We start from the raw sequence: 18710 nt of genomic DNA on the forward strand, positions 1-18710 counted from the left end.
CCCCGCGAGGGAACGCCTCGGGCCAGCAGGGCGAACCTGCCGGGCGGCGGGCGGTGCGGCGGCCCGGTCACGGCATGGGTGAGTGCATGAATCGCACCCTCCCGGCGCTGCTGATCGGCGCCTCGCTGTTCGCCTTCGTCGGAGTGCCCGCGGCCGCCGCCCGACCGGTCCCTGTCACGAACCCGGCCGCCGCCACGCTGTCCGCGGCACGCTGGCCCGTCCCCTGGGCGCAGCCCCTCCCGGACGGGCTCGCCGCCAAGCACAAGCCCCGCCCCCATGTGCGCGCGGCGATCGATCTGGTCCCCGGCATCGCCCACCACGACCCGGACCGGTGGCGGCAGGAGCAACAGCAGCTGCCCGACCTCATCCTGCCGCCGAACATTCCGCACCACGGCCGCACGGCCGCGGAGCCGGAGCCGGCGCGGCCCACCGAGCCCGTCCGGCACATCGAGGATGTGCCGCGGTCCGAGGTGCAGCGCGACCCGCACGCGCCGCTGCGCTGCAGCAAGTCCACCGGCCCCGCCCAGGAGGCGGTCGAGGAGTTCCTGGAGCGGGAGGTGGACGGCCGGCAGTCGGCCGAGGACTGCCGCGCGATCCAGTCCTTCCAGCGGAAGCACCGCATCGAGCCCGCGACCGGGTTCGCGGGGCCGGTGACCGGCGCCGTGGTGCGGCTGCTGCAGGCCCAGGAGGACCCGAACCGGGAAGGGCAGTGCCCCGACCGTGCCGAGCGGGTGGCCTGTGTGGATCTGTCCCGGCAGATCGTGTGGGTGCAGCAGGGCGGGAGAGTGATCTTCCACCCGGTGGCGATGCGCTCCGGCCGGCCGCTGATGGACACCCGTACCGGTTCGTTCCGGGTCTACTGGAAGCACAAGAACCACGTCTCGAACCTCTACCACTCGCCGATGCCGTTCGCGCAGTTCTTCGACGGCGGCGAGGCGCTGCACGGCGTCTACGACGACCTCTACTACCCGCCCGGCTCGCACGGCTGCGTCAACCTCTCCTGGGAAGACGCGCAGAGACTGTGGAACGTGCTGCAGAAGAACGACATCGTGTACGTCTGGGGCCGTAAGACCGGCGTGTGAGGACGCTTTTCCCACCGGTGCCCCGGGGTGGCGCGGCCCCGCCTGCGACACTGAGGGGGATGAACGAGACAGCGAAGCGCGCCCGCGCCACGATCGACGTCGCCGCCGTGCGGTCGAACGTGCGCGCGCTGCGAGACCGCGCACCCCGGGCAGAACTGATGGCCGTGGTCAAGTCCGACGGGTACGGACACGGCGCGGTGCCCTGCGCCCGCGCCGCCCGTGCGGCCGGCGCGAGCTGGCTGGGCACGGCGCTGCCCGAGGAGGCCTTCGCGCTGCGCGCGGCCGGTGACACCGGGCGGCTGCTGTGCTGGCTGTGGGTGCCGGGCGGGCCCTGGCGCAAGGCCGTCGAGCAGGACATCGACGTCTCGGTGAGCGGGCTGTGGGCGCTGCGTGAGGTGAGCGAGGCGGCGCGGGCGTGCGGCCGTACGGCCCGGGTCCAGCTCAAGATCGACACCGGTCTCGGCCGCAACGGCTGCCAGCCCGCCGACTGGCCGGAGCTGACCGCCGCGGCCCGCAAGGCCGAGGTCGACGGCGTCATCAAGGTCACCGGCCTGTGGTCACACCTCGCCTGCGCCGACGAGCCCGGACACCCCTCGATCCCGCGGCAGCTGGCCGCCTTCGACGAGGCGCTGGCGGTCGCCGGAGCGGCCGGACTGCGCCCCGAGGTACGGCATATCGCCAACACCCCGGCGCTGCTCACCCTCCCCGAGGCGCACTTCGACCTGGTGCGTACCGGTATCGGCATCTACGGCATCTCGCCCGCCCCCGAGGTCGGCACGTCCCAGGACTTCGGGCTGCGGCCGGCGATGACCCTCGAGGCGTCGCTGGCGTCCGTCAAGCACGCCCCGGGCGGCCATGGCGTCTCGTACGGGCATCACTACACAACACCTGGTGACACCACCCTCGCGCTGGTCCCGCTCGGCTACGCCGACGGCATCCCGCGGCACGCCTCCGGCAGCGGCCCGGTGCTGGTGGCGGGCAAGTGGCGGACGGTCGCCGGGCGGATCGCGATGGACCAGTTCGTGGTCGACCTGGGCGGGGACGGCGCACAGCCGGGCGATCCGGCCGTGCTGTTCGGGCCCGGCGACCACGGCGAGCCGACCGCGGAGGACTGGGCGGTGGCGGCCGGAACCATCGGGTACGAAATCGTCACGCGGATCGGGACGCGGGTGCCGCGCGTCTATGTGGACAGCGAGGTCACAGACGTGGAGCGGACGCACACGGGGGGTGCGGTATGAGCGAGGGCCAGGACGTGGCCGCGAAGGCGCTCGAGACGGCGGCCGACTCGGTCAACAACTGGGCGCGGGCCGGCCGGCATGCCGGGGTCGCGGGCGCCGCGATCGGGGTGATCGCGGCGGGCGCGGCGGCCGGCGTGGCGATAGAGCGGATGACGGTCGGCCGCGGTATGCGACGCCGGGCCCGGCTGGCGCTGGACGCCGAGGGCCCGTATGGCACGCTGCGCGGCACTCCGGGCGCGGCGATCGCCGAGGACGGCACCGAGCTGTATTACGAGGTGGACGAGCCGGGGGAGCCGCCGGCGAGCAGCAATGGCGGCAAGGCGGCGAAGGGCGCCAAGGCGGCCAAGAACGGCAAGGGCACCAAGGAGAGCAAGGACGTCCGGGCCGCGCTGGACGGGCAGGTCCCGCAGGGCGTCCGCAAAAGACTGCTGGCGGCCCTGGGCCGCCGCTCCGTGGCCCCCACCGTCGTCTTCAGCCACGGCTACTGCCTCAGCCAGGACTCCTGGCACTTCCAGCGGGCCGCGCTGCGCGGCATCGTGCGGACCGTCCACTGGGACCAGCGCAGCCACGGCCGCTCGGCGCGCGGCCACGGCCAGATCGACGGTACGGACCCGGTCACCATCGACCTGCTGGGCCGGGACCTGAAGGCGGTGCTGGACGCCGCCGTGCCCGAGGGGCCGATCGTGCTGGTCGGGCACTCGATGGGCGGGATGACGGTGATGGCGCTGGCCGACCAGTTCCCCGAGTACGTCGCGGAGCGGGTGGTCGGGGTGGCGCTGATCGGCACCTCGGCGGGCAGGCTCAGCGAGGTCGCCTTCGGGCTGCCGTCGATGGGCGTGAAGGCGTTCCATGCCGTCGCGCCGGGGCTGCTCAAGGCGCTGGGCTCGCAGAGCGAGATCGTCGAGCGGGGGCGGCGGGCCACCGCCGATCTGTTCGCGGGACTGATCAAGCGGTATTCGTTCGGCACGCCGGAGGACGTCGACTCGGGCATCGCGCGGTTCGCGGAGCGGCTGATCGAGGCGACCCCGATCGATGTGGTCGCCGAGTTCTATCCGGCCTTCGCGGTGCACGACAAGACGGAGGCGGTGGCGGCGTACGACGCGAAGCCGGCGCTGGTGCTCGCCGGGGAGAAGGACCTGATCACCCCCGCCGACCACAGCCGGACGATCGCCGAGCTGCTGCCGCATGCCGATCTGCTGTGCGTCCCCGGCGCCGGGCACCTGGTGATGCTGGAGCGGCCCGAGCTGGTCAATGACCAGCTGGTGTCGCTGGTGGAACGGGCCAGCGCGGCGGCCCGCGGCTCGCGCTCGGCCAGGGCCTGAGGCGGCGGGCGGCCGTCGGGGGCCGTCCGGGCCGTACCATTTGCGGCATGAGCACCACCGGCGCGATCGCCCATGTCACCGTCAAGTCCCCCGAACAGATGCAGGAGTTGGGCCTCAGGCTGTCCGGCCTGCTGCGCCCCGGCGACCTGGTGCTGCTCACCGGTGAGCTGGGTGCCGGCAAGACCACGCTGACCCGCGGCCTGGGCGAGGGACTGGGCGTACGCGGTGCCGTGACCTCCCCCACCTTCGTCATCGCCCGGGTGCACCCGTCCCTGACCGGCGGTCCCGCCCTGGTGCATGTCGACGCCTACCGCCTGGGCGGCGGCCTCGACGAGATGGAGGACCTGGACCTCGACGTCTCGCTGCCGGAGTCGGTGGTGGTCGTGGAGTGGGGCGACGGCAAGGTCGAGGACCTCGCCGAGGACCGGCTGCATGTCGTGATCGGCCGGGCCGTGGGAGGGGGCGACGCGGACGCCGTCCTGGAGGGCGCGCTGCACGGCGATACGGACGACGTACGCGAGGTGACGGTCACCGGGCTGGGCCCGCGCTGGGCGGACGCGGGACTCGACCGGCTGGCGAACGGCTGACGGGTCCGGTGGTCCCCGCCTGCTCCTTACGGCGCCGCACTCTCCCCGTAGTTTCCGACAAGGCGTCGGGAAGATGTTGCGCCCGCGGTGCCGCGCGTGGTCACATGGGTGGGGAGAGCCCCGGTTAGGTCAGCCTAAGTATGCGGCCTGGCCTCAGCCGCTTGTCCCAGGAGCCCGGGAGGCGTCCATGTCGGCCCACCAGCCTTCCCCCACGCCTGAAGAGCGCGAGGGCGCCCCCGTAGCGGCGCCCCGGCGCGCCGGGCACGATGCGCCCGAGCAGCCGCCGACGATGACCCAGTTGCTGGCGGCGTGCGCCGCGGCCAGCGCCGTCTCCACGCCCCCGGACGTCACCGCGGAAGCCAGGGGAGACCGTCCGGCCGAGAAAGCGCGCGCCGCGTCCACCGAGGGGTGCGACGCGGCGTAGCCCGTAGGGGCGAATCCTGGCCTTCGGGGCCCGGCGTCAGCTGACGACGACGACCTTCGTGCCGACCAGCGCGAAGTCCCACATCGCCTTGCCGTTCTCCCGCGACTCCCGGATGCCGCCGGTCTTCTTCTTCACCGGGCCCGGCTTCGGCGCGGAGCCGTCGACCGCCGCGCTGAACCCGACCACGACACTGTTGACGCTGCTGAACAGCACGACATGCTCGATCGCGATGCCGTCGGAGCCGGTCACGCTCACCCACCGCTGGGTGACCTGATGGGTGCCCGCCACCGGGCTGACCGCGCTCGGCGCGACCTGGTACGTACGCAGCGCCTTGCCCTGCGCGTCGACCAGCCAGACCCGCTTGGCGCCGAGGGAGTAGACCACCCGCTTGCCGGTGCCGGATGCCGCGGGGATCTCGGTGGGGCTCGGCGCCTTGTCCTTCTTCGCGGGCCGGCCGGGGTGCGCGGTGTGCTTGGCGGGGTGGCTCTCGCCGCGGGCCGCGAGGTGATCCGGGGCGGACGCCGAGGCCTGGTAGCCGAGCACGCCGACCGCGACCAGGGCGGCCGCGGTCAGAGCGGTGACGATCGTGCTGCTCTTAGCGGGCACCGCTGTGCCACCTTTCCGCTGTGCTGGGCTGTGTGGAGATTCCTGGCTGCTGACGGCCGACGGTAGCACCGCACCGGGCACCACCGGCCGAGCCGTAGTCTTGAGGCGTGCTGCTGCTAGCTCTTGACACCGCCACCCCCGCCGTCACCGTCGCCCTGCACGACGGTTCCCGCGTCCTCGCCGAGTCCCGCCAGGTGGACGCCCGCAGGCACGGCGAACTGCTGCTGCCCGCCGTCGACCAGGTGCTGACCGAGGCCGGCCGCAAGCTCGACGCGGTCAGCGACATCGTGGTCGGCGTCGGCCCCGGCCCGTACACCGGACTGCGCGTGGGACTGGTCACGGCGGCGACCTTCGCTTCCGTGCTGGGTGTCCCGGTGCACGGCCTGTGCTCGCTGGACGGGCTCGCCTACGCCAGTGGCCTGGAGGAGCCCTTCGTGGTGGCGACGGACGCCCGCCGCAAGGAGGTCTACTGGGCCCGCTACGCGAACGCGCGGACGCGGCTGACCGAGCCCGCCGTCGACCGGCCCGCTGACATCGCCGACCAGGTGGCCGGGGTGCCGGCCGTGGGCGCGGGTGCGCTGCTGTACGACGCGGTGTTCACCGGCGTACGGCGCGAGGGTCCCGAGCACCAGTCCGCGGGCGCGCTCGCCTCGCTGGCCGCCGAGAAGCTCGCGGCCGGGGAGGAGTTCCTGCTTCCGCAGCCGCTGTATCTGCGCCGCCCCGACGCCCAGGTCCCGGCCAACTACAAGGTGGTCACCCCCAAGTGACGGCCCACGTCGTTGCATTGCGCGAGATGCGCTGGTGGGACATAGAGCCGGTGCTGGTGCTGGAGCGCGAGCTGTTCCCCGAGGACGCCTGGTCGGCGGGGATGTTCTGGTCCGAGCTGGCCCATGCGCGCGGCGCGGGCGCCACCCGCCGCTATCTCGTCGCCGAAGCCGACGGCCGCCTCGTCGGCTACGGCGGCCTGTGCGCCATCGACGCCACCGGCGACATCCAGACCATCGCCACCGCCCGCGACCAGTGGGGCACCGGCCTGGGCGCCCGCCTGCTGACCGAACTGCTCTCGGCCGCCACCGCCTTCGAGTGCCGCGAGGTGCTGCTGGAGGTGCGGGTCGACAACCTCCGCGCCCAGCGCCTGTACGAGCGCTTCGGCTTCGAGCCGATCGGATTCCGGCGCGGCTACTACCAGCCCGGCAACGTCGACGCGCTGGTCATGCGCCTCACCACCGAATCCCCCTCACCCGCATCTCCCGTACAAGGAAACCGGACCCATGGCTGACGAACCGCTCGTCCTCGGTATCGAGACCTCCTGCGACGAGACCGGAGTCGGCATCGTCCGCGGCCACACGCTGCTGGCCGACGCGGTCGCCTCCAGCGTCGATGAGCACGCCCGCTTCGGCGGCGTCGTCCCGGAGGTCGCCTCGCGCGCGCACCTGGAGGCGATGGTCCCCACCATCCAGCGCGCCCTGAAGGACGCCGGGGTTGCGGCGAGCGACCTCGACGGCATCGCGGTCACCGCCGGACCCGGCCTCGCGGGCGCCCTCCTGGTCGGCGTCTCGGCCGCGAAGGCGTACGCCTACGCCCTCGGCAAGCCGCTCTACGGCGTCAACCACCTGGCCTCGCACATCTGCGTCGACCAGCTGGAACACGGTGCGCTGCCGGAGCCGACGATGGCGCTGCTGGTGTCCGGCGGCCACTCCTCCCTGCTGCTCGCGCCCGACATCACCTCGGACGTACGGCCGCTGGGCTCGACCATCGACGATGCGGCGGGCGAGGCGTTCGACAAGATCGCGCGGGTGCTGCAGCTCGGCTTCCCGGGCGGCCCGGTCATCGACCGCTACGCACGCGAGGGCAACCCCGACGCGATCCGCTTCCCGCGCGGGCTGACCGGTCCCCGCGACCCGGCCTACGACTTCTCCTTCTCGGGGCTGAAGACGGCGGTCGCGCGCTGGATCGAAGCCAAGCGGGCGGCCGGCGAGGACGTCCCGGTGGCCGATGTCTCGGCGTCCTTCCAGGAGGCCGTGGTGGATGTGCTGACCCGTAAGGCCGTGCGGGCCTGCAAGGACAACGGCGTCGACCACCTGATGATCGGCGGCGGGGTCGCGGCCAACTCCCGGCTGCGGGCGCTGGCCGCGCGGCGCTGCGAGGACGCCGGAATAACGCTGCGGGTGCCGCGGCCCAAGCTGTGCACCGACAACGGGGCGATGGTGGCGGCGCTGGGCGCCGAGATGGTGGCCCGCAACCGGCCGGCTTCCGACTGGGGCCTGTCCGCGGACTCGTCCCTGCCGGTCACCGAGCCGCATGTCCCCGGCGAGGTGCCCGCCCACGGCCACGATCACGGTCACGGCCATGATCACGACCACGTCCATGAGCTGAGCAAGCAGAACCTCTACTCCTGAGGCGGGTACTCCTCGGGCGCGTGCGCGTGCGGCGCGTGCTCATGAGGTGCGCAACTCTTGAGGGGCCCTGACCCCCGCCCGCCGGAACGTCTTACTCTTAGCGGCGGAGTGTGCCCGTAGCGGCGGAGTGTGCCCGTGGGCGTGGGGAGGCGGCAGGCTGTGGACTGGTTCTGGTGGGTATTCATCTTCTTCATGGCGGGCGGCTTCGCGAAGGTCGCCGACGCCACCCGTAGAGCACTGCGCACCCGGCACGAGCGCAAGATGGAGCGGCTGGAGACCGCCCGCCAGGAGCGCCAGGAGCTGGTCGCCGCGCAGAAGGCCCCGGAGCCGGTGTGCGGCTGCACCCACCACCTCGCCAAGCATGACAAGCAGGGCAAGTGCCATGAGCGGGTCGAGGTGGCGGTGGTCTGGGACGAGGAGCACCGGCCGGTGCAGTACGAAGCCGGGCAGTGCACCTGCCAGCAGTACGTCGGCCCGCAGCCGCTCTCCCAGATCTACGCGGAGGACCTCACCGACCTGGCGTGAACGCCCGCCGTCAGGGGGCGCCGGCCGGCCGTCCCAGCAGCATGGTGGGCGCGCCCGCGACCCGGGTGAGGAAGATCGTGCAGGACCGTGAGCCGCCGCCCAGCTTCAGCTTCTTGCGCAGCTCCTCCGGCGAGACCGCCGAGCCGCGCTTCTTGATCACCGCGATGCCGACCTCGCGTTCGCGCAGCAGCGCCCGCAGCTTCTTGACGTTGAAGGGCAGGACGTCGGTGATCTCGTAGGCGGTGGCGTACGGCGTCTCGACCAGCTCGTCCGCCGTCACATACGCGATCGTCGGGTCGATCAGCCGGCCGCCGACCCGCTGTGCGACGTCCGCCACCAGATGCGCCCGGATGACGGCGCCGTCCGGCTCGTACAGCCAGTCGCCGACCGGTCCCGGCTCGGGGTCGGGCAGGCCGGCGCCGAGGAGCGAGGCGCCGCCGGGGAGGAGGGTGGCCCGGCGGCCACCAGGCGCCGCGGAGCCGCCGAACCACACCACGGCTTCCTTCACGTCGCCCCCGTCGGAGATCCACTCCGTCTCGGCGTCGTCGGGCAGCGCGTCGTGCGGCACACCGGGCGCGATCTTCAGCGCCGCGCAGGGTGCCTTACGGGCCGCCTCGACCGCCCACGACAGCGGCGGCGAATAGGCCTCCGGGTCGAAAATCCGGCCCCCGCGGGCCTTGGTCCGCCGCGCCGGGTCCACGAACACCGCGTCATACCCGGCCGTGTCCACCTCCGTCACGTCCGCGCAGCGCACCTCGATCAGGTCCGTCAGCCCCAGCGCGTCGGCGTTCGCCCGCGCGGCGGCGCAGGCCAGCGGGTCGCGGTCGACCGCGAGGACCGAGATCCCGGCGCGGGCCAGCGCGAGGGCGTCGCCGCCGATCCCGGAGCAGAGATCCGCCAGGGTGCGGACGCCCAGCGCGGCGAGCCGGACGGCGCGATGGGTGGCCACCGTGGCGCGGGTGGACTGCTCGACCCCGTTCGGCGTGAAGTACATCCGCCGGGCGTCCGCCCCGAACTTCGCCGCCGCGCGCCGGCGCAGCTGCGCCTGCCCGAGCGCGGCGGAAACCAGTGGCGCGGGATGGGTACGGCGCAGCCGGGTCGCGGCCGCCAGATCGTCGGCCGGATCGTGGTCCCGCAGTGCGGCCAGCAGCTCCTGTCCCTCGGGGGTGAGCAGCGCGGAGAAGGTGTCGAGGTCGGTCACCTGCCCCATTGTGGGCCAGACGGCTGACCGCTTCGGCGTGGTGGGTTGTGTCGCCGTGGCGAGGCGGTGGATCGCTGTCAAGATCCGAGTTATGCAGATTGTCAGATTTTTCCGATCTGGCCGAGTACGGGATGAGGGTGCGGGTTCGGGGCCCGCCGCCAGGGCTCGGGGCCTGGCAGCCCTCTCCGTACTCGGGCTGCTGGCCGCCGGCTGCGGCGTGGTGCGTGCCGAGGACCTGCTGGACAACGAGCCGGCCGGGCCCCCCGTCGCCGCCCCCGACGCCGGCGCGCTGGCCTCGCAGGCCCGGATGCTTCAGCGGGCGCAGGCGCGGCAGATGGCGGCGGCCAAGCGGTACGGGCTGGCCGGGGTGCCGCTCAGCCCCCCGCAGCCGCCGGCCTTCAAACCGTTCCTGACCACCGAGCCGCAGCTCTCCCGTGGCGCCGGCGCGGGTCTGCCGGCCGTGATCTCCCGGGTGCCGACCCGTGCCAGGGTCGTGTTCCTGACGCTCGATGACGGGGAGGCGAAGGACCCGGAGTTCGCGCGGATGATGCGCGAACTCGACGTGCCCTACAGCACGTTCCGCGCACCGCATCACCGCCCGCTGCCGCAGCTGGGCCCGGCCGGGCAGCGCGCGCAGATCTGCGGTCAGCAGGACGCACTGCAGCGCGAGACCGGACAGCGGCCGCGGCTCTTCCGGCCGCCCCTCGGCGCCTACACCCTGGACACGCTGCGGATCGCGGCCGCCTGCGACGTCAAGGCCGTACCGCTGTGGAGCGAGGAGGCGTTGCCCGGCCGGATGGACTACCGCGCCCGGGACCGCCGGCTGCACCCCGGCGACATCGTCCTGATCCACCTCGACGCCCGCCGGGACCGGCACGGGGCGCTGTCCGAAGCGGCGCGCGGGGCGCTGCGCACCGCCCGCGAACAGGGCTTCGCCATCGGGTGGCTGGAGGATTACGTGTGAGAGCCGGAGGATGACGTGTGAGGCGGGCTGCGGAGGCTACGGGCGGGGGCGAGGCCCCACCGGCTCGCGGCGGCGCTGTGCGGTGTCGCTGATCCGCAGCAGCAGCCCGACCATCACCCAGTTCGCGACGAGGGACGAGCCGCCCTTGGCGAGGAACGGCAGCGCCTTGCCGGTGAGCGGGATCAGGCCGGTGACCCCGCCGGAGACGACGAAGACCTGGAGGAGCAGCGCGCTGGAGAGCCCGACCGCCAGCAGTTTCCCGAACGGATCGCGGGAGGTCAGGCCCACCCGCAGCCCGCGCTGCGCGAGCAGTACGTACAGCAGCAGCACGGCCATCACCCCGGCCAGGCCCAGTTCCTCGCCGACGGTGGTGAGGATGAAGTCGCTGTTGCCCGCGAAGCCGACCAGCTCGGGATGGCCCTGTCCCAGCCCCGTGCCGCTGATCCCCCCGGTGCCGAAGCTGAAGAGCGCCTCGCCGAGCTGGGTGGACAGACCGGCCTCGTTTCCCGCCCGGGTGAACGCGGCCATGGGGTCGAGCCAGGCGGTGACCCGGCCGTGGACATGCGGCTCGATGGAGCCCACGGTCGCCGCGCCCACCACGGCCATCAGCAGCCCGCAGAGCACCCAGCCGGTGCGCTCGGTCGCCACGTACAGCATGATCACGAACACGCCGAAGAAGATCAGCGAGGTGCCGAGGTCCCGTTCGAAGACGAGGACCAGGAGGCTGACGACCCATATGGTGAAGATCGGTGCGAGCTGACGTCCCGGCGGCAGCTGGAATCCCAGGACGCGCCGGCCGGTCAGCGCCAGGACCTGCCGGTTGACCGTCAGATAGCCGGCGAAGAAGACCGCGATCACGATCTTGACGAACTCGCCGGGCTGGAGCGACAGCGGCCCGAGGTAGATCCAGCGTTTGGCGCCGAAGGTGTCACCGGGAAAGAACGCCGGTGCCATCAGCATCACCAGCGCGACCGCCATCGTCAGATAGATGTAGCGCTGCATCAGCCGGTGGTCGCGCAGCAGCATCAGCACCCCGATGCAGACCGCCACCCCGATCCCGGTCCACACCAGCTGCCCCGGAGCCGCCTGCGGCATCTTGAGGCGGGGCTGGGCGGCGTAGGTGATGTCCAGGCGGCTCAGCAGCACCAGCCCGAGCCCGGTCAGCAGCGTCGTGAGCGGCAGGATCAGCGGATCGGCGCGGGCCGCGAAGCGGCGCAGCACCAGATGCGGGAGCCACGCCATGGAAAACATGACGGCGGTGAATCCGGCGAGGCTGTCCGGCAGCCGGCCGGTCATCGACAGGCCCGTACAGGCGTAACCGAAGACGGCTATCAGGACGGCGAGGGCGAGCAGCCAGGCCTCCGTCCGGCGGCGGTCCGGAGCCTGGGCGAGGGCGGCGAACGTCATCGTGCGTTCGGCGTCGCTCTCCCGCTTCGGGGCCGCGCGGGAAGCGCTGGTCGGTCCACGCACGTGAGTCCTCCGCCTCGGGGTCTCCCCTGGTCCTCACGACCACGGGGAAGGTTCGTCCATCGGTTCGCCCATCGGCCGGCACGGGCCGCGGGGCTGGTGGCAGGGCCCGGCCGCCGGTTCGGCAGTCGGGGAAGTAGACGGGGGAGCGGGGGGTACGGTTGCGGCCGATGCGAGAGGTGTGTCCGAATTCCCGCGCATCCGGCGGATCACCGGCGACAGGCCGGAGTCTCGATTGGCACTCCGCTTGACCGAGTGCTAACCGCGTCATAGTCTCGGCGTTGGCACTCTCCACCGGCGAGTGCCAACTGTGCGCGAACGGGCAGGTCCGGCACCCGCGACGACGGATCCACCTGGTCGCCACCTCAGACAGTTAACCCCGTGAGATCTCCGAAGGGGGAGGTCGGATCGTGACGACCGCCAGCTCCAAGGTTGCCATCAAGCCGCTTGAGGACCGCATTGTGGTCCAGCCGCTCGACGCCGAGCAGACCACGGCTTCGGGCCTGGTCATTCCGGACACTGCCAAGGAGAAGCCCCAGGAGGGCGTCGTCCTGGCCGTGGGTCCGGGCCGCTTCGAGGACGGCAACCGTCTTCCGCTCGACGTCACCGTCGGCGACGTCGTGCTCTACAGCAAGTACGGCGGCACCGAGGTGAAGTACAACGGCGAGGAGTACCTCGTCCTCTCGGCTCGCGACGTTCTCGCGATCGTCGAGAAGTAAGTCACCCAGTTTTGCCTTGATCTGCGCCCCTGGTTCCCGCGTCTAAACAACCCGGGGGCAGGGGCGCAGTTCGTTTGAGCGACAGCGGTCACGGCGGCGAGGCCGACGATCGCAACGAGAGGACTTGAAGCAACTCATGGCGAAGATCCTGAAGTTCGACGAGGACGCCCGTCGCGCCCTCGAGCGCGGCGTCAACAAGCTTGCCGACACGGTCAAGGTGACGATCGGCCCCAGGGGCCGCAACGTCGTCATCGACAAGAAGTTCGGCGCCCCGACCATCACCAACGACGGCGTCACCATCGCCCGCGAGGTCGAGGTCGAGGACCCGTACGAGAACCTGGGCGCCCAGCTCGTGAAGGAGGTGGCGACCAAGACCAACGACATCGCGGGTGACGGCACCACCACCGCCACCGTGCTGGCCCAGGCGCTGGTCCGCGAGGGCCTGCGCAACGTTGCCGCGGGCGCTTCCCCGGCCGCCCTGAAGAAGGGCATCGACGCCGCGGTCAAGGCCGTGTCCGAGGAGCTCCTCGCCACCGCCCGTCCGATCGAGGACAAGTCCGACATCGCCGCCGTGGCCGGCCTGTCCGCGCAGGACAAGCAGGTCGGCGAGCTCATCGCCGAGGCGATGGACAAGGTCGGCAAGGACGGTGTGATCACCGTCGAGGAGTCCAACACCTTCGGCCTGGAGCTGGACTTCACCGAGGGCATGGCCTTCGACAAGGGCTACCTCTCGCCGTACATGGTCACCGACCAGGAGCGGATGGAGGCCGTCCTCGAGGACCCGTACATCCTCATCCACCAGGGCAAGATCGCCTCCATCCAGGACCTGCTGCCGCTGCTGGAGAAGGTCATCCAGGCGGGTGGCTCGAAGCCGCTGCTGATCATCGCCGAGGACGTCGAGGGCGAGGCCCTGTCGACCCTCGTCGTCAACAAGATCCGTGGCACCTTCAACGCAGTGGCCGTCAAGGCCCCCGGCTTCGGTGACCGCCGCAAGGCGATGCTCGGCGACATGGCCACCCTCACCGGTGCCACCGTCATCGCCGAGGAGGTCGGCCTCAAGCTCGACCAGGCCGGTCTGGACGTGCTGGGCTCCGCCCGCCGCGTGACCGTCACCAAGGACGACACCACCATCGTCGACGGCGGCGGCAACCACGAGGACGTCGTCGGCCGCGTCAACCAGATCAAGGCCGAGATCGAGTCCACCGACTCGGACTGGGACCGCGAGAAGCTCCAGGAGCGCCTCGCCAAGCTCGCCGGTGGCGTCTGCGTCATCCGCGTGGGTGCGGCCACCGAGGTCGAGCTCAAGGAGAAGAAGCACCGTCTGGAGGACGCCATCTCCGCGACCCGCGCCGCGGTCGAGGAGGGCATCGTCTCCGGTGGTGGCTCCGCTCTGGTCCACGCCGTCAAGGTGCTGGAGGGCAACCTCGGCAAGGAGGGCGACGAGGCCACCGGTGTCGCCGTCGTCCGCCGCGCCGCCGTCGAGCCGCTGCGCTGGATCGCCGAGAACGCCGGCCTCGAGGGCTACGTGATCACCTCCAAGGTCGCCGAGCTGGACAAGGGCAACGGCTTCAACGCCGCCACCGGCGAGTACGGCGACCTGGTCAAGGCCGGCGTCATCGACCCGGTCAAGGTCACCCGCTCCGCCCTGGAGAACGCCGCCTCCATCGCTTCGCTGCTCCTGACGACCGAGACCCTGGTCGTCGAGAAGCCGGCGGAGGAAGAGGCCGAGGCCGGTCACGGCCACGGCCACTCGCACTGACCTGTGCAGTAGTCCGGTACGGCTTCGAGGCCCGGTCCCCGCTGATGCGGGGGCCGGGCCTCGGTCGTGTGCGGCCACCGGCGGCCACCGGCGGCCGGTGGCCGCCGAGGAATCCGCGGCCTATGCGGAGCGCCCCAGCCCCTCCGGCCGCACCGGGTCGCGGAAGGGGAGCCCCTTGGTGTAGCGCTCCAGCTCGTCCAGCGCCAGGTCGGCCATCCGGTGGAGTTCGTCGCCGAGGGAGCCGGCGATGTGCGGGGTCAGCAGGACGTTGGGCAGGTCGTACAACGGGGAGGAGGGGGGCGGGAGTTCGGGGTCGGTGACGTCGAGGACGGCGTTCAGTCGGCCGGTCAGCAGCTCGGGGAGGAGGGCCCGCTCGTCCACGAGGGAGCCGCGGGCGGTGTTGATCAGGGTCGCCCCGTCCGGCATCAGGGCCAGTTCGCGGGGGCCGAGCATATGGCGGGTGGCGGGCAGTTGGGGCGCGTGGACGGTGACGATGTCGCTCTCGGCGCACAGGGCGTCGAGGGGCGCCGCGTGCGCACCCAGGCGGGCGGCCTCGGTGGCGTTCACGTACGGGTCGTGGAGGAGGACCCGTAGGTCGAAGGGGCGCAGGAGCTCGATGAGGCGGCGGCCGATGCGGGAGGCGCCGATGACGCCGATGGTGCGGCCGTAGTTGCCGGCGGCGGTCAGCTCGTGCTGCCAGTCGTGCGGGGCGCGCAGGGTGCGGTAGCGGTGCGCGGTCTGCAGGACGCGCTTGTTGGCGAAGAGGATCGCGGCGAGGGTGTATTCGGCGACGGGCAGCGCGTTGGCGGCGGCGGCCGAGGTGACGGCGATGCCACGCTGCCAACAGGCGTCGGTGATGTGGTGCTTGACGGAGCCGGCGGCGTGGATGACGGCGCGCAGGCGGGGCGCCGCGGCCAGCACCCGGTCGGTGAGCGGCGGGGCGCCCCAGCAGGTGAGGAGCACCTCGGCGTGGGCGAGGGCGGCGCTGATCTCGGGCGGGGGGTCGGCAAGGTCGTGCGCGATATGGCGGGGGTCGGTACGGGCGAGGGCCGCGAGACGGGTGTGATGGCGGGCGGTGAGCAGCCGGCCGGCGATGCCGGGGCCCATCGACAGCAGCAACGCGGGCCGGGTGGGCGGCATATCCGCAGGTCCGGGGGGATTGTCAGTGGTGGGATGCATAGTGAGGAACGGTGCTCCTTCGCGGTCGCCCGTCGTCGCTCGTCATCGCTGGTTATGTGACGCTGCCGGCGGTGAGACCGGCCTTCCAGTGCCGCTGGAGGGCGACGAAGGCGACGATCAGCGGGATGACGGCGAGGAGCGAGCCGGTGACGACGAGGGGGTAGTAGGACGGCTCGGCACGGGTGTTGCTGTTCCATGCGTACAGGCCGAGGCTCAGCGGGAAGAGGTGCTGGTCGGAAAGCATGACCAGGGGGAGGAAGAAGTTGTTCCAGATGGCGGTGAACTGGAAGAGGAAGATGGTCACAAAGCCCGGCATGACCATGCGCAGGCCGATGGACCAGAAGATCCGGAGCTCGCCCGCGCCGTCCATACGGGCGGCCTCGATGGCCTCGCCCGGTATGTAGCCGGCGCTGAAGACCCGTGCGAGATAGACCCCGAAGGGGTGCGCGAGGACGGGTATCAGGACCGCCCAGTAGGTGTTGACCAGGCCGGTCTTGCCGGCGAGCAGATAGAGGGGCAGGGCGAGCGCCGTGGTGGGGACGAGTACGCCCAGCAGGACGACGCCGAACAGCCGCTCTTTGCCGCGGAATTCGTAGGTGGCGAAGGCGTAACCGGCGGCCACGGACACCAGCGCGGAGAGCAGGGCGCCGCCGCCCGCGTAGAGCAGGCTGTTGGCGTACCAGCGGAAGTAGATCCCGTCGTGGAACGACGCCAGCCGGGAGAGGTTGCCGTCCAGGTCGAAGCCGTCGAAGGAGAGCGCGTCGCCGGCCAGCAGGCCGCCGGCGTCCTTGGTGGCGGCGGTGAGCAGCCAGACGAGGGGGAAGAGCGTGTAGAGGGCGGCGAGGACGAGGGTGCCGTTGACGGCGGCCTTGGAGAGCCAGCGGCTGCGGGGTGGCCGGGCGGCGGCGCGGGCGATGCCGCGGGGTGCCGGGCGAGTCCGGGTGCGGTCCGTCAGGGTGGGGGCCATTACGTCGTCCTGCCCTTCCGGGAGAAGCGGGTGACGGCGAAGGACAGGGCCGCCGCGGCGAGGGCGAGGAGCACCGAGGCGGCGGCCGCCAGGCCGTAGTCGTTACGGGTGAAGGCCGCGGCGTAGGCGTACATGTTCGGGGTCCAGGAGGAGCTGAGCGCGGCGGAGGAGGCCTGGTTGATGATCAGCGGTTCGGTGAAGAGCTGGAGCGAGCCGATCATGGTGAAGAGGGCGACCATCACGACCGAGGGCCGGATCAGCGGGATCTTGATACCGGTCGCGATCCGCCAGGCGCCCGCACCGTCCACCGTCGCGGCCTCGATCACGGACCGGTCGATGGCCTGAAGGGCGGCGTAGAAGATCACCATGTTGTAGCCGAGCCACTCCCACAGCGCGATATTGACGACGCCGGGCAGGGCGCCGGAGGGCGTCAGGAAGGAGAAGTCCAGACCGCCGGACCGCAGCGCATCGACCACCGGGCTGAGTTGCGGGGTGTAGAGGTAGACCCAGACGAGCGCGGCGATGATGCCGGGCACGGCGTGCGGCAGGAAGAGCGCCAGCTGGAAGAAGCGCCGGGCCCGCGCCAGCGCCGAGTCCAGCAGCAGCGCCAGCGCCAGCCCGCCCGCCAGCAGCAGCGGGATATAGCAGGCGCAGTAGCCGGCCAGGACGAGGAATCCGTCGCGGAAGGCGTGGTCGCCCAGTGCGGAGAGGTAGTTGCCGAGGCCGGTGAAGACCGTCTGCGTACCGCCGAAGCCGAGCCCCGACTGCTGTTCGGTGAAGAGGCTGAGCCAGAGCGCGTAGCCGATCGGCAGCACCATCACCACGGTGAACAGCGCGAAGAACGGCGTCAGCAGAGCGGAGACGGCGCGGGTCTTGGCGCTCACTGTCCGGCGACCTTCAGGCCGCGCTTGCGCAGCTCCTGCACCGTCGCGTCCTGGGCGGCACGTACGGCCTCGGCGAGGGTGCCGCTGCCGTCCGCGGCCTTGCCGAACGCGTCCTTGAGCGTGGCGTTGGTGGTGCCGCCGGTCGGGCCCCAGGCCCAGTGCTGCTTGATGGACGCGGCGGCGCCGTCGAAGAGTTGGTAGACGTCCTGCCCGCCGTAGAAGCGGGTGTCGAAGGCCTTCTTGGCCACCGGGCGGAGCGGCTCGGCGGCCGGGTACGCGCTGGACTCACCGGAGGAGAGCCGGGCCTTGATGGCCTGGGGCGAGGTGGACATCCAGGCCGCGAACTTCACCGCCGCCTCGGCATGCCGGCTGTCCTTGGTGACCGCCCAGGTGGAGCCGCCGAGCATGCCGCTGGCCGGCTTCCCGTCCCAGGTGGGCATCGGGGCGGCCGCCCACTTCCCGCTCTGGTCGGGTACGAGTCCCTTCAGTACGCCCGCGCCCCAGGAGGCGCCGAGGTAGCCGACGGTGTCGCCTTTCTTGAGGGCGCCGGTCCAGGCGGGGCTGAAGGAGGTGGCGCTGTTGACCAGGCCGTCGTCCAGCAGGCCCTGCCAGTAGGCGGTGACCTTCTTGGTCGCGGGGTCGGCGGTATCGACCTTCCAGGCGTCGCCCCGGGTGGCGAACCACCGTCCGCCCGCCTGCCAGGCCATCGCCTCGAAGGTGGTCGGGTCGTCCGGGAAGAACGTGCCGATACGGGCCTTCGGATCGGCCTTCTTGGCCGCCGCGGCCGCGGCCCGGAACTCACCCCAGGTCTTCGGCACCTTGATCTTGTGCCGGTCGAAGAAGTCCTTGCGGTAGTAGTACGTCTGCGGTGCGGCGTCGAAGGGCACCGCCCAGTTCTTGCCGCCGAGCGTGGTCAGCTCCACGGCCTGCGGCAGCAGCTGCTTCTTCAGGCTGCCGGTGACATACGCGCTGATGTCCCGCAGCGCGCCCTGACTGACGAATTCGGGCAGCGACGGGTATTCGATGCTGACCAGGTCGGGGGCGTTGCCCGCCTTGACTGCGTTGGAGATCTTCGCGTAGCCGCCGGCGTTGCCCGAGGGGATCTCCTCGTACTTCACCTTGATGTCGTGATGGGTGGCGTTGAATGCGTCCACGGTCTGCTGGGTGCCCTTGGTCCAGCCCCAGTACGTGATCGTGACCGGCCCGCCGCCACCCGCGTCGTCACCGGTCCCTCCGCCGCAGGCCACCAGCAGGGCGAGGGCGGCGGTGGCGGCGGCGGTCGCGACGGTGGTTCTGCTCCAACTGAGGCTCATGGCAAGGCTCCTGGGTGGACGACCTGACAGGCGGAAGGGAAGCGCGAAGCGATGGCGGCGATCCTTGGGCCCGT

Annotated in this window: 19 protein-coding genes; 12 read left to right on the forward strand and 7 right to left on the reverse strand. The window is 71.8% G+C overall.

From position 1 onward, the window contains the following. Window positions 1-86 precede the first annotated feature (86 nt). The 5 genes from ACZ4S3_RS32665 (at window position 87) to ACZ4S3_RS32685 (ending at window position 4653) form a co-directional block, all read left to right on the forward strand. Window positions 87-1082 (forward strand): L,D-transpeptidase family protein, encoded by a 996-nt coding sequence (locus ACZ4S3_RS32665; RefSeq protein WP_467940820.1) that lies wholly within the window; start codon window positions 87-89, stop codon window positions 1080-1082. 59 nt (window positions 1083-1141) lie between these two features. Beyond that, entirely contained in the window at window positions 1142-2320 is a 1179-nt protein-coding gene (alr, locus tag ACZ4S3_RS32670) for an alanine racemase (protein ID WP_467940822.1), read from the forward strand. Further along, window positions 2317-3642 (forward strand): alpha/beta fold hydrolase, encoded by a 1326-nt coding sequence (locus ACZ4S3_RS32675; RefSeq protein ID WP_467940824.1) that lies wholly within the window; start codon window positions 2317-2319, stop codon window positions 3640-3642. The genes alr and ACZ4S3_RS32675 overlap by 4 nt, the downstream gene beginning before the upstream one ends. Window positions 3643-3689: 47 nt before the next feature. After that, window positions 3690-4229, forward strand: coding sequence for a tRNA (adenosine(37)-N6)-threonylcarbamoyltransferase complex ATPase subunit type 1 TsaE (gene tsaE, locus ACZ4S3_RS32680; protein ID WP_467940826.1), 540 nt, complete (start codon window positions 3690-3692; stop codon window positions 4227-4229). Window positions 4230-4416: 187 nt separating this feature from the next. Then, window positions 4417-4653 carry a hypothetical protein gene (locus ACZ4S3_RS32685; protein WP_467940828.1) on the forward strand — a complete coding sequence of 79 codons (237 nt, stop codon included), beginning with the start codon at window positions 4417-4419 and terminating at the stop codon, window positions 4651-4653. A 36-nt stretch (window positions 4654-4689) separates the two neighbouring features. Here the strand turns inward: ACZ4S3_RS32685 and ACZ4S3_RS32690 are convergent, their stop codons facing one another. Next, entirely contained in the window at window positions 4690-5259 is a 570-nt protein-coding gene (locus ACZ4S3_RS32690) for a hypothetical protein (RefSeq protein WP_467940830.1), read from the reverse strand. 107 nt (window positions 5260-5366) lie between these two features. On the opposite strand from ACZ4S3_RS32690, the gene tsaB reads away from it, so the two are divergent. From tsaB to ACZ4S3_RS32710, 4 genes are all read left to right on the forward strand, one after another. Further along, window positions 5367-6026, forward strand: coding sequence for a tRNA (adenosine(37)-N6)-threonylcarbamoyltransferase complex dimerization subunit type 1 TsaB (gene tsaB, locus ACZ4S3_RS32695; protein ID WP_467940832.1), 660 nt, complete (start codon window positions 5367-5369; stop codon window positions 6024-6026). A 26-nt stretch (window positions 6027-6052) separates the two neighbouring features. Further along, window positions 6053-6538 carry a ribosomal protein S18-alanine N-acetyltransferase gene (gene rimI, locus ACZ4S3_RS32700; protein ID WP_467941152.1) on the forward strand — a complete coding sequence of 162 codons (486 nt, stop codon included), beginning with the start codon at window positions 6053-6055 and terminating at the stop codon, window positions 6536-6538. Further along, window positions 6531-7658, forward strand: coding sequence for a tRNA (adenosine(37)-N6)-threonylcarbamoyltransferase complex transferase subunit TsaD (gene tsaD / locus ACZ4S3_RS32705; RefSeq protein WP_467940834.1), 1128 nt, complete (start codon window positions 6531-6533; stop codon window positions 7656-7658). Before rimI ends, tsaD begins: the two co-directional genes overlap by 8 nt. A 159-nt stretch (window positions 7659-7817) precedes the next feature. Then, window positions 7818-8183 carry a hypothetical protein gene (locus tag ACZ4S3_RS32710; protein WP_467940836.1) on the forward strand — a complete coding sequence of 122 codons (366 nt, stop codon included), beginning with the start codon at window positions 7818-7820 and terminating at the stop codon, window positions 8181-8183. Window positions 8184-8193: 10 nt separating this feature from the next. Here ACZ4S3_RS32710 and ACZ4S3_RS32715 read toward each other — a convergent pair whose 3' ends face one another. Beyond that, window positions 8194-9393, reverse strand: coding sequence for a THUMP-like domain-containing protein (locus tag ACZ4S3_RS32715; protein WP_467941155.1), 1200 nt, complete (start codon window positions 9391-9393; stop codon window positions 8194-8196). 82 nt (window positions 9394-9475) lie between these two features. On the opposite strand from ACZ4S3_RS32715, the gene ACZ4S3_RS32720 reads away from it, so the two are divergent. Further along, window positions 9476-10348 carry a polysaccharide deacetylase family protein gene (locus tag ACZ4S3_RS32720; protein WP_467940838.1) on the forward strand — a complete coding sequence of 291 codons (873 nt, stop codon included), beginning with the start codon at window positions 9476-9478 and terminating at the stop codon, window positions 10346-10348. A 36-nt stretch (window positions 10349-10384) separates the two neighbouring features. Here ACZ4S3_RS32720 and ACZ4S3_RS32725 read toward each other — a convergent pair whose 3' ends face one another. Beyond that, window positions 10385-11755: an FtsW/RodA/SpoVE family cell cycle protein gene (locus tag ACZ4S3_RS32725; RefSeq protein WP_467941157.1), complete on the reverse strand. Its 1371-nt coding sequence runs from the start codon at window positions 11753-11755 to the stop codon at window positions 10385-10387. A gap of 470 nt (window positions 11756-12225) precedes the next feature. Between ACZ4S3_RS32725 and groES the strand changes: the two genes are divergently transcribed. Continuing rightward, the gene (gene groES, locus ACZ4S3_RS32730) at window positions 12226-12534 is read left to right on the forward strand and encodes a co-chaperone GroES (protein WP_010986397.1); all 309 of its coding nucleotides are present in this window, start codon (window positions 12226-12228) and stop codon (window positions 12532-12534) included. A 136-nt stretch (window positions 12535-12670) separates the two neighbouring features. Then, window positions 12671-14293 carry a chaperonin GroEL gene (groL, locus tag ACZ4S3_RS32735; RefSeq protein ID WP_467941159.1) on the forward strand — a complete coding sequence of 541 codons (1623 nt, stop codon included), beginning with the start codon at window positions 12671-12673 and terminating at the stop codon, window positions 14291-14293. Window positions 14294-14413: 120 nt separating this feature from the next. Here the strand turns inward: groL and ACZ4S3_RS32740 are convergent, their stop codons facing one another. Genes ACZ4S3_RS32740 through ACZ4S3_RS32755 form a run of 4 tightly spaced genes read right to left on the reverse strand, consistent with a single transcriptional unit; the run spans window position 14414 to window position 18636 of the window. Further along, the gene (locus ACZ4S3_RS32740) at window positions 14414-15472 is read right to left on the reverse strand and encodes a hydroxyacid dehydrogenase (protein ID WP_467940841.1); all 1059 of its coding nucleotides are present in this window, start codon (window positions 15470-15472) and stop codon (window positions 14414-14416) included. Between the two features lie 52 nt (window positions 15473-15524). Next, the gene (locus ACZ4S3_RS32745) at window positions 15525-16439 is read right to left on the reverse strand and encodes a carbohydrate ABC transporter permease (protein ID WP_467940843.1); all 915 of its coding nucleotides are present in this window, start codon (window positions 16437-16439) and stop codon (window positions 15525-15527) included. Further along, complete coding sequence (locus ACZ4S3_RS32750) at window positions 16439-17323, reverse strand: carbohydrate ABC transporter permease (protein WP_467940845.1); 885 nt, start codon at window positions 17321-17323, stop codon at window positions 16439-16441. The genes ACZ4S3_RS32745 and ACZ4S3_RS32750 overlap by 1 nt, the downstream gene beginning before the upstream one ends. Further along, the gene (locus tag ACZ4S3_RS32755; protein WP_467940847.1) at window positions 17320-18636 is read right to left on the reverse strand and encodes an ABC transporter substrate-binding protein; all 1317 of its coding nucleotides are present in this window, start codon (window positions 18634-18636) and stop codon (window positions 17320-17322) included. Before ACZ4S3_RS32755 ends, ACZ4S3_RS32750 begins: the two co-directional genes overlap by 4 nt. Window positions 18637-18710: the final 74 nt, after the last annotated feature.

The organism is Streptomyces sp. NPDC028368, from assembly GCF_055565615.1.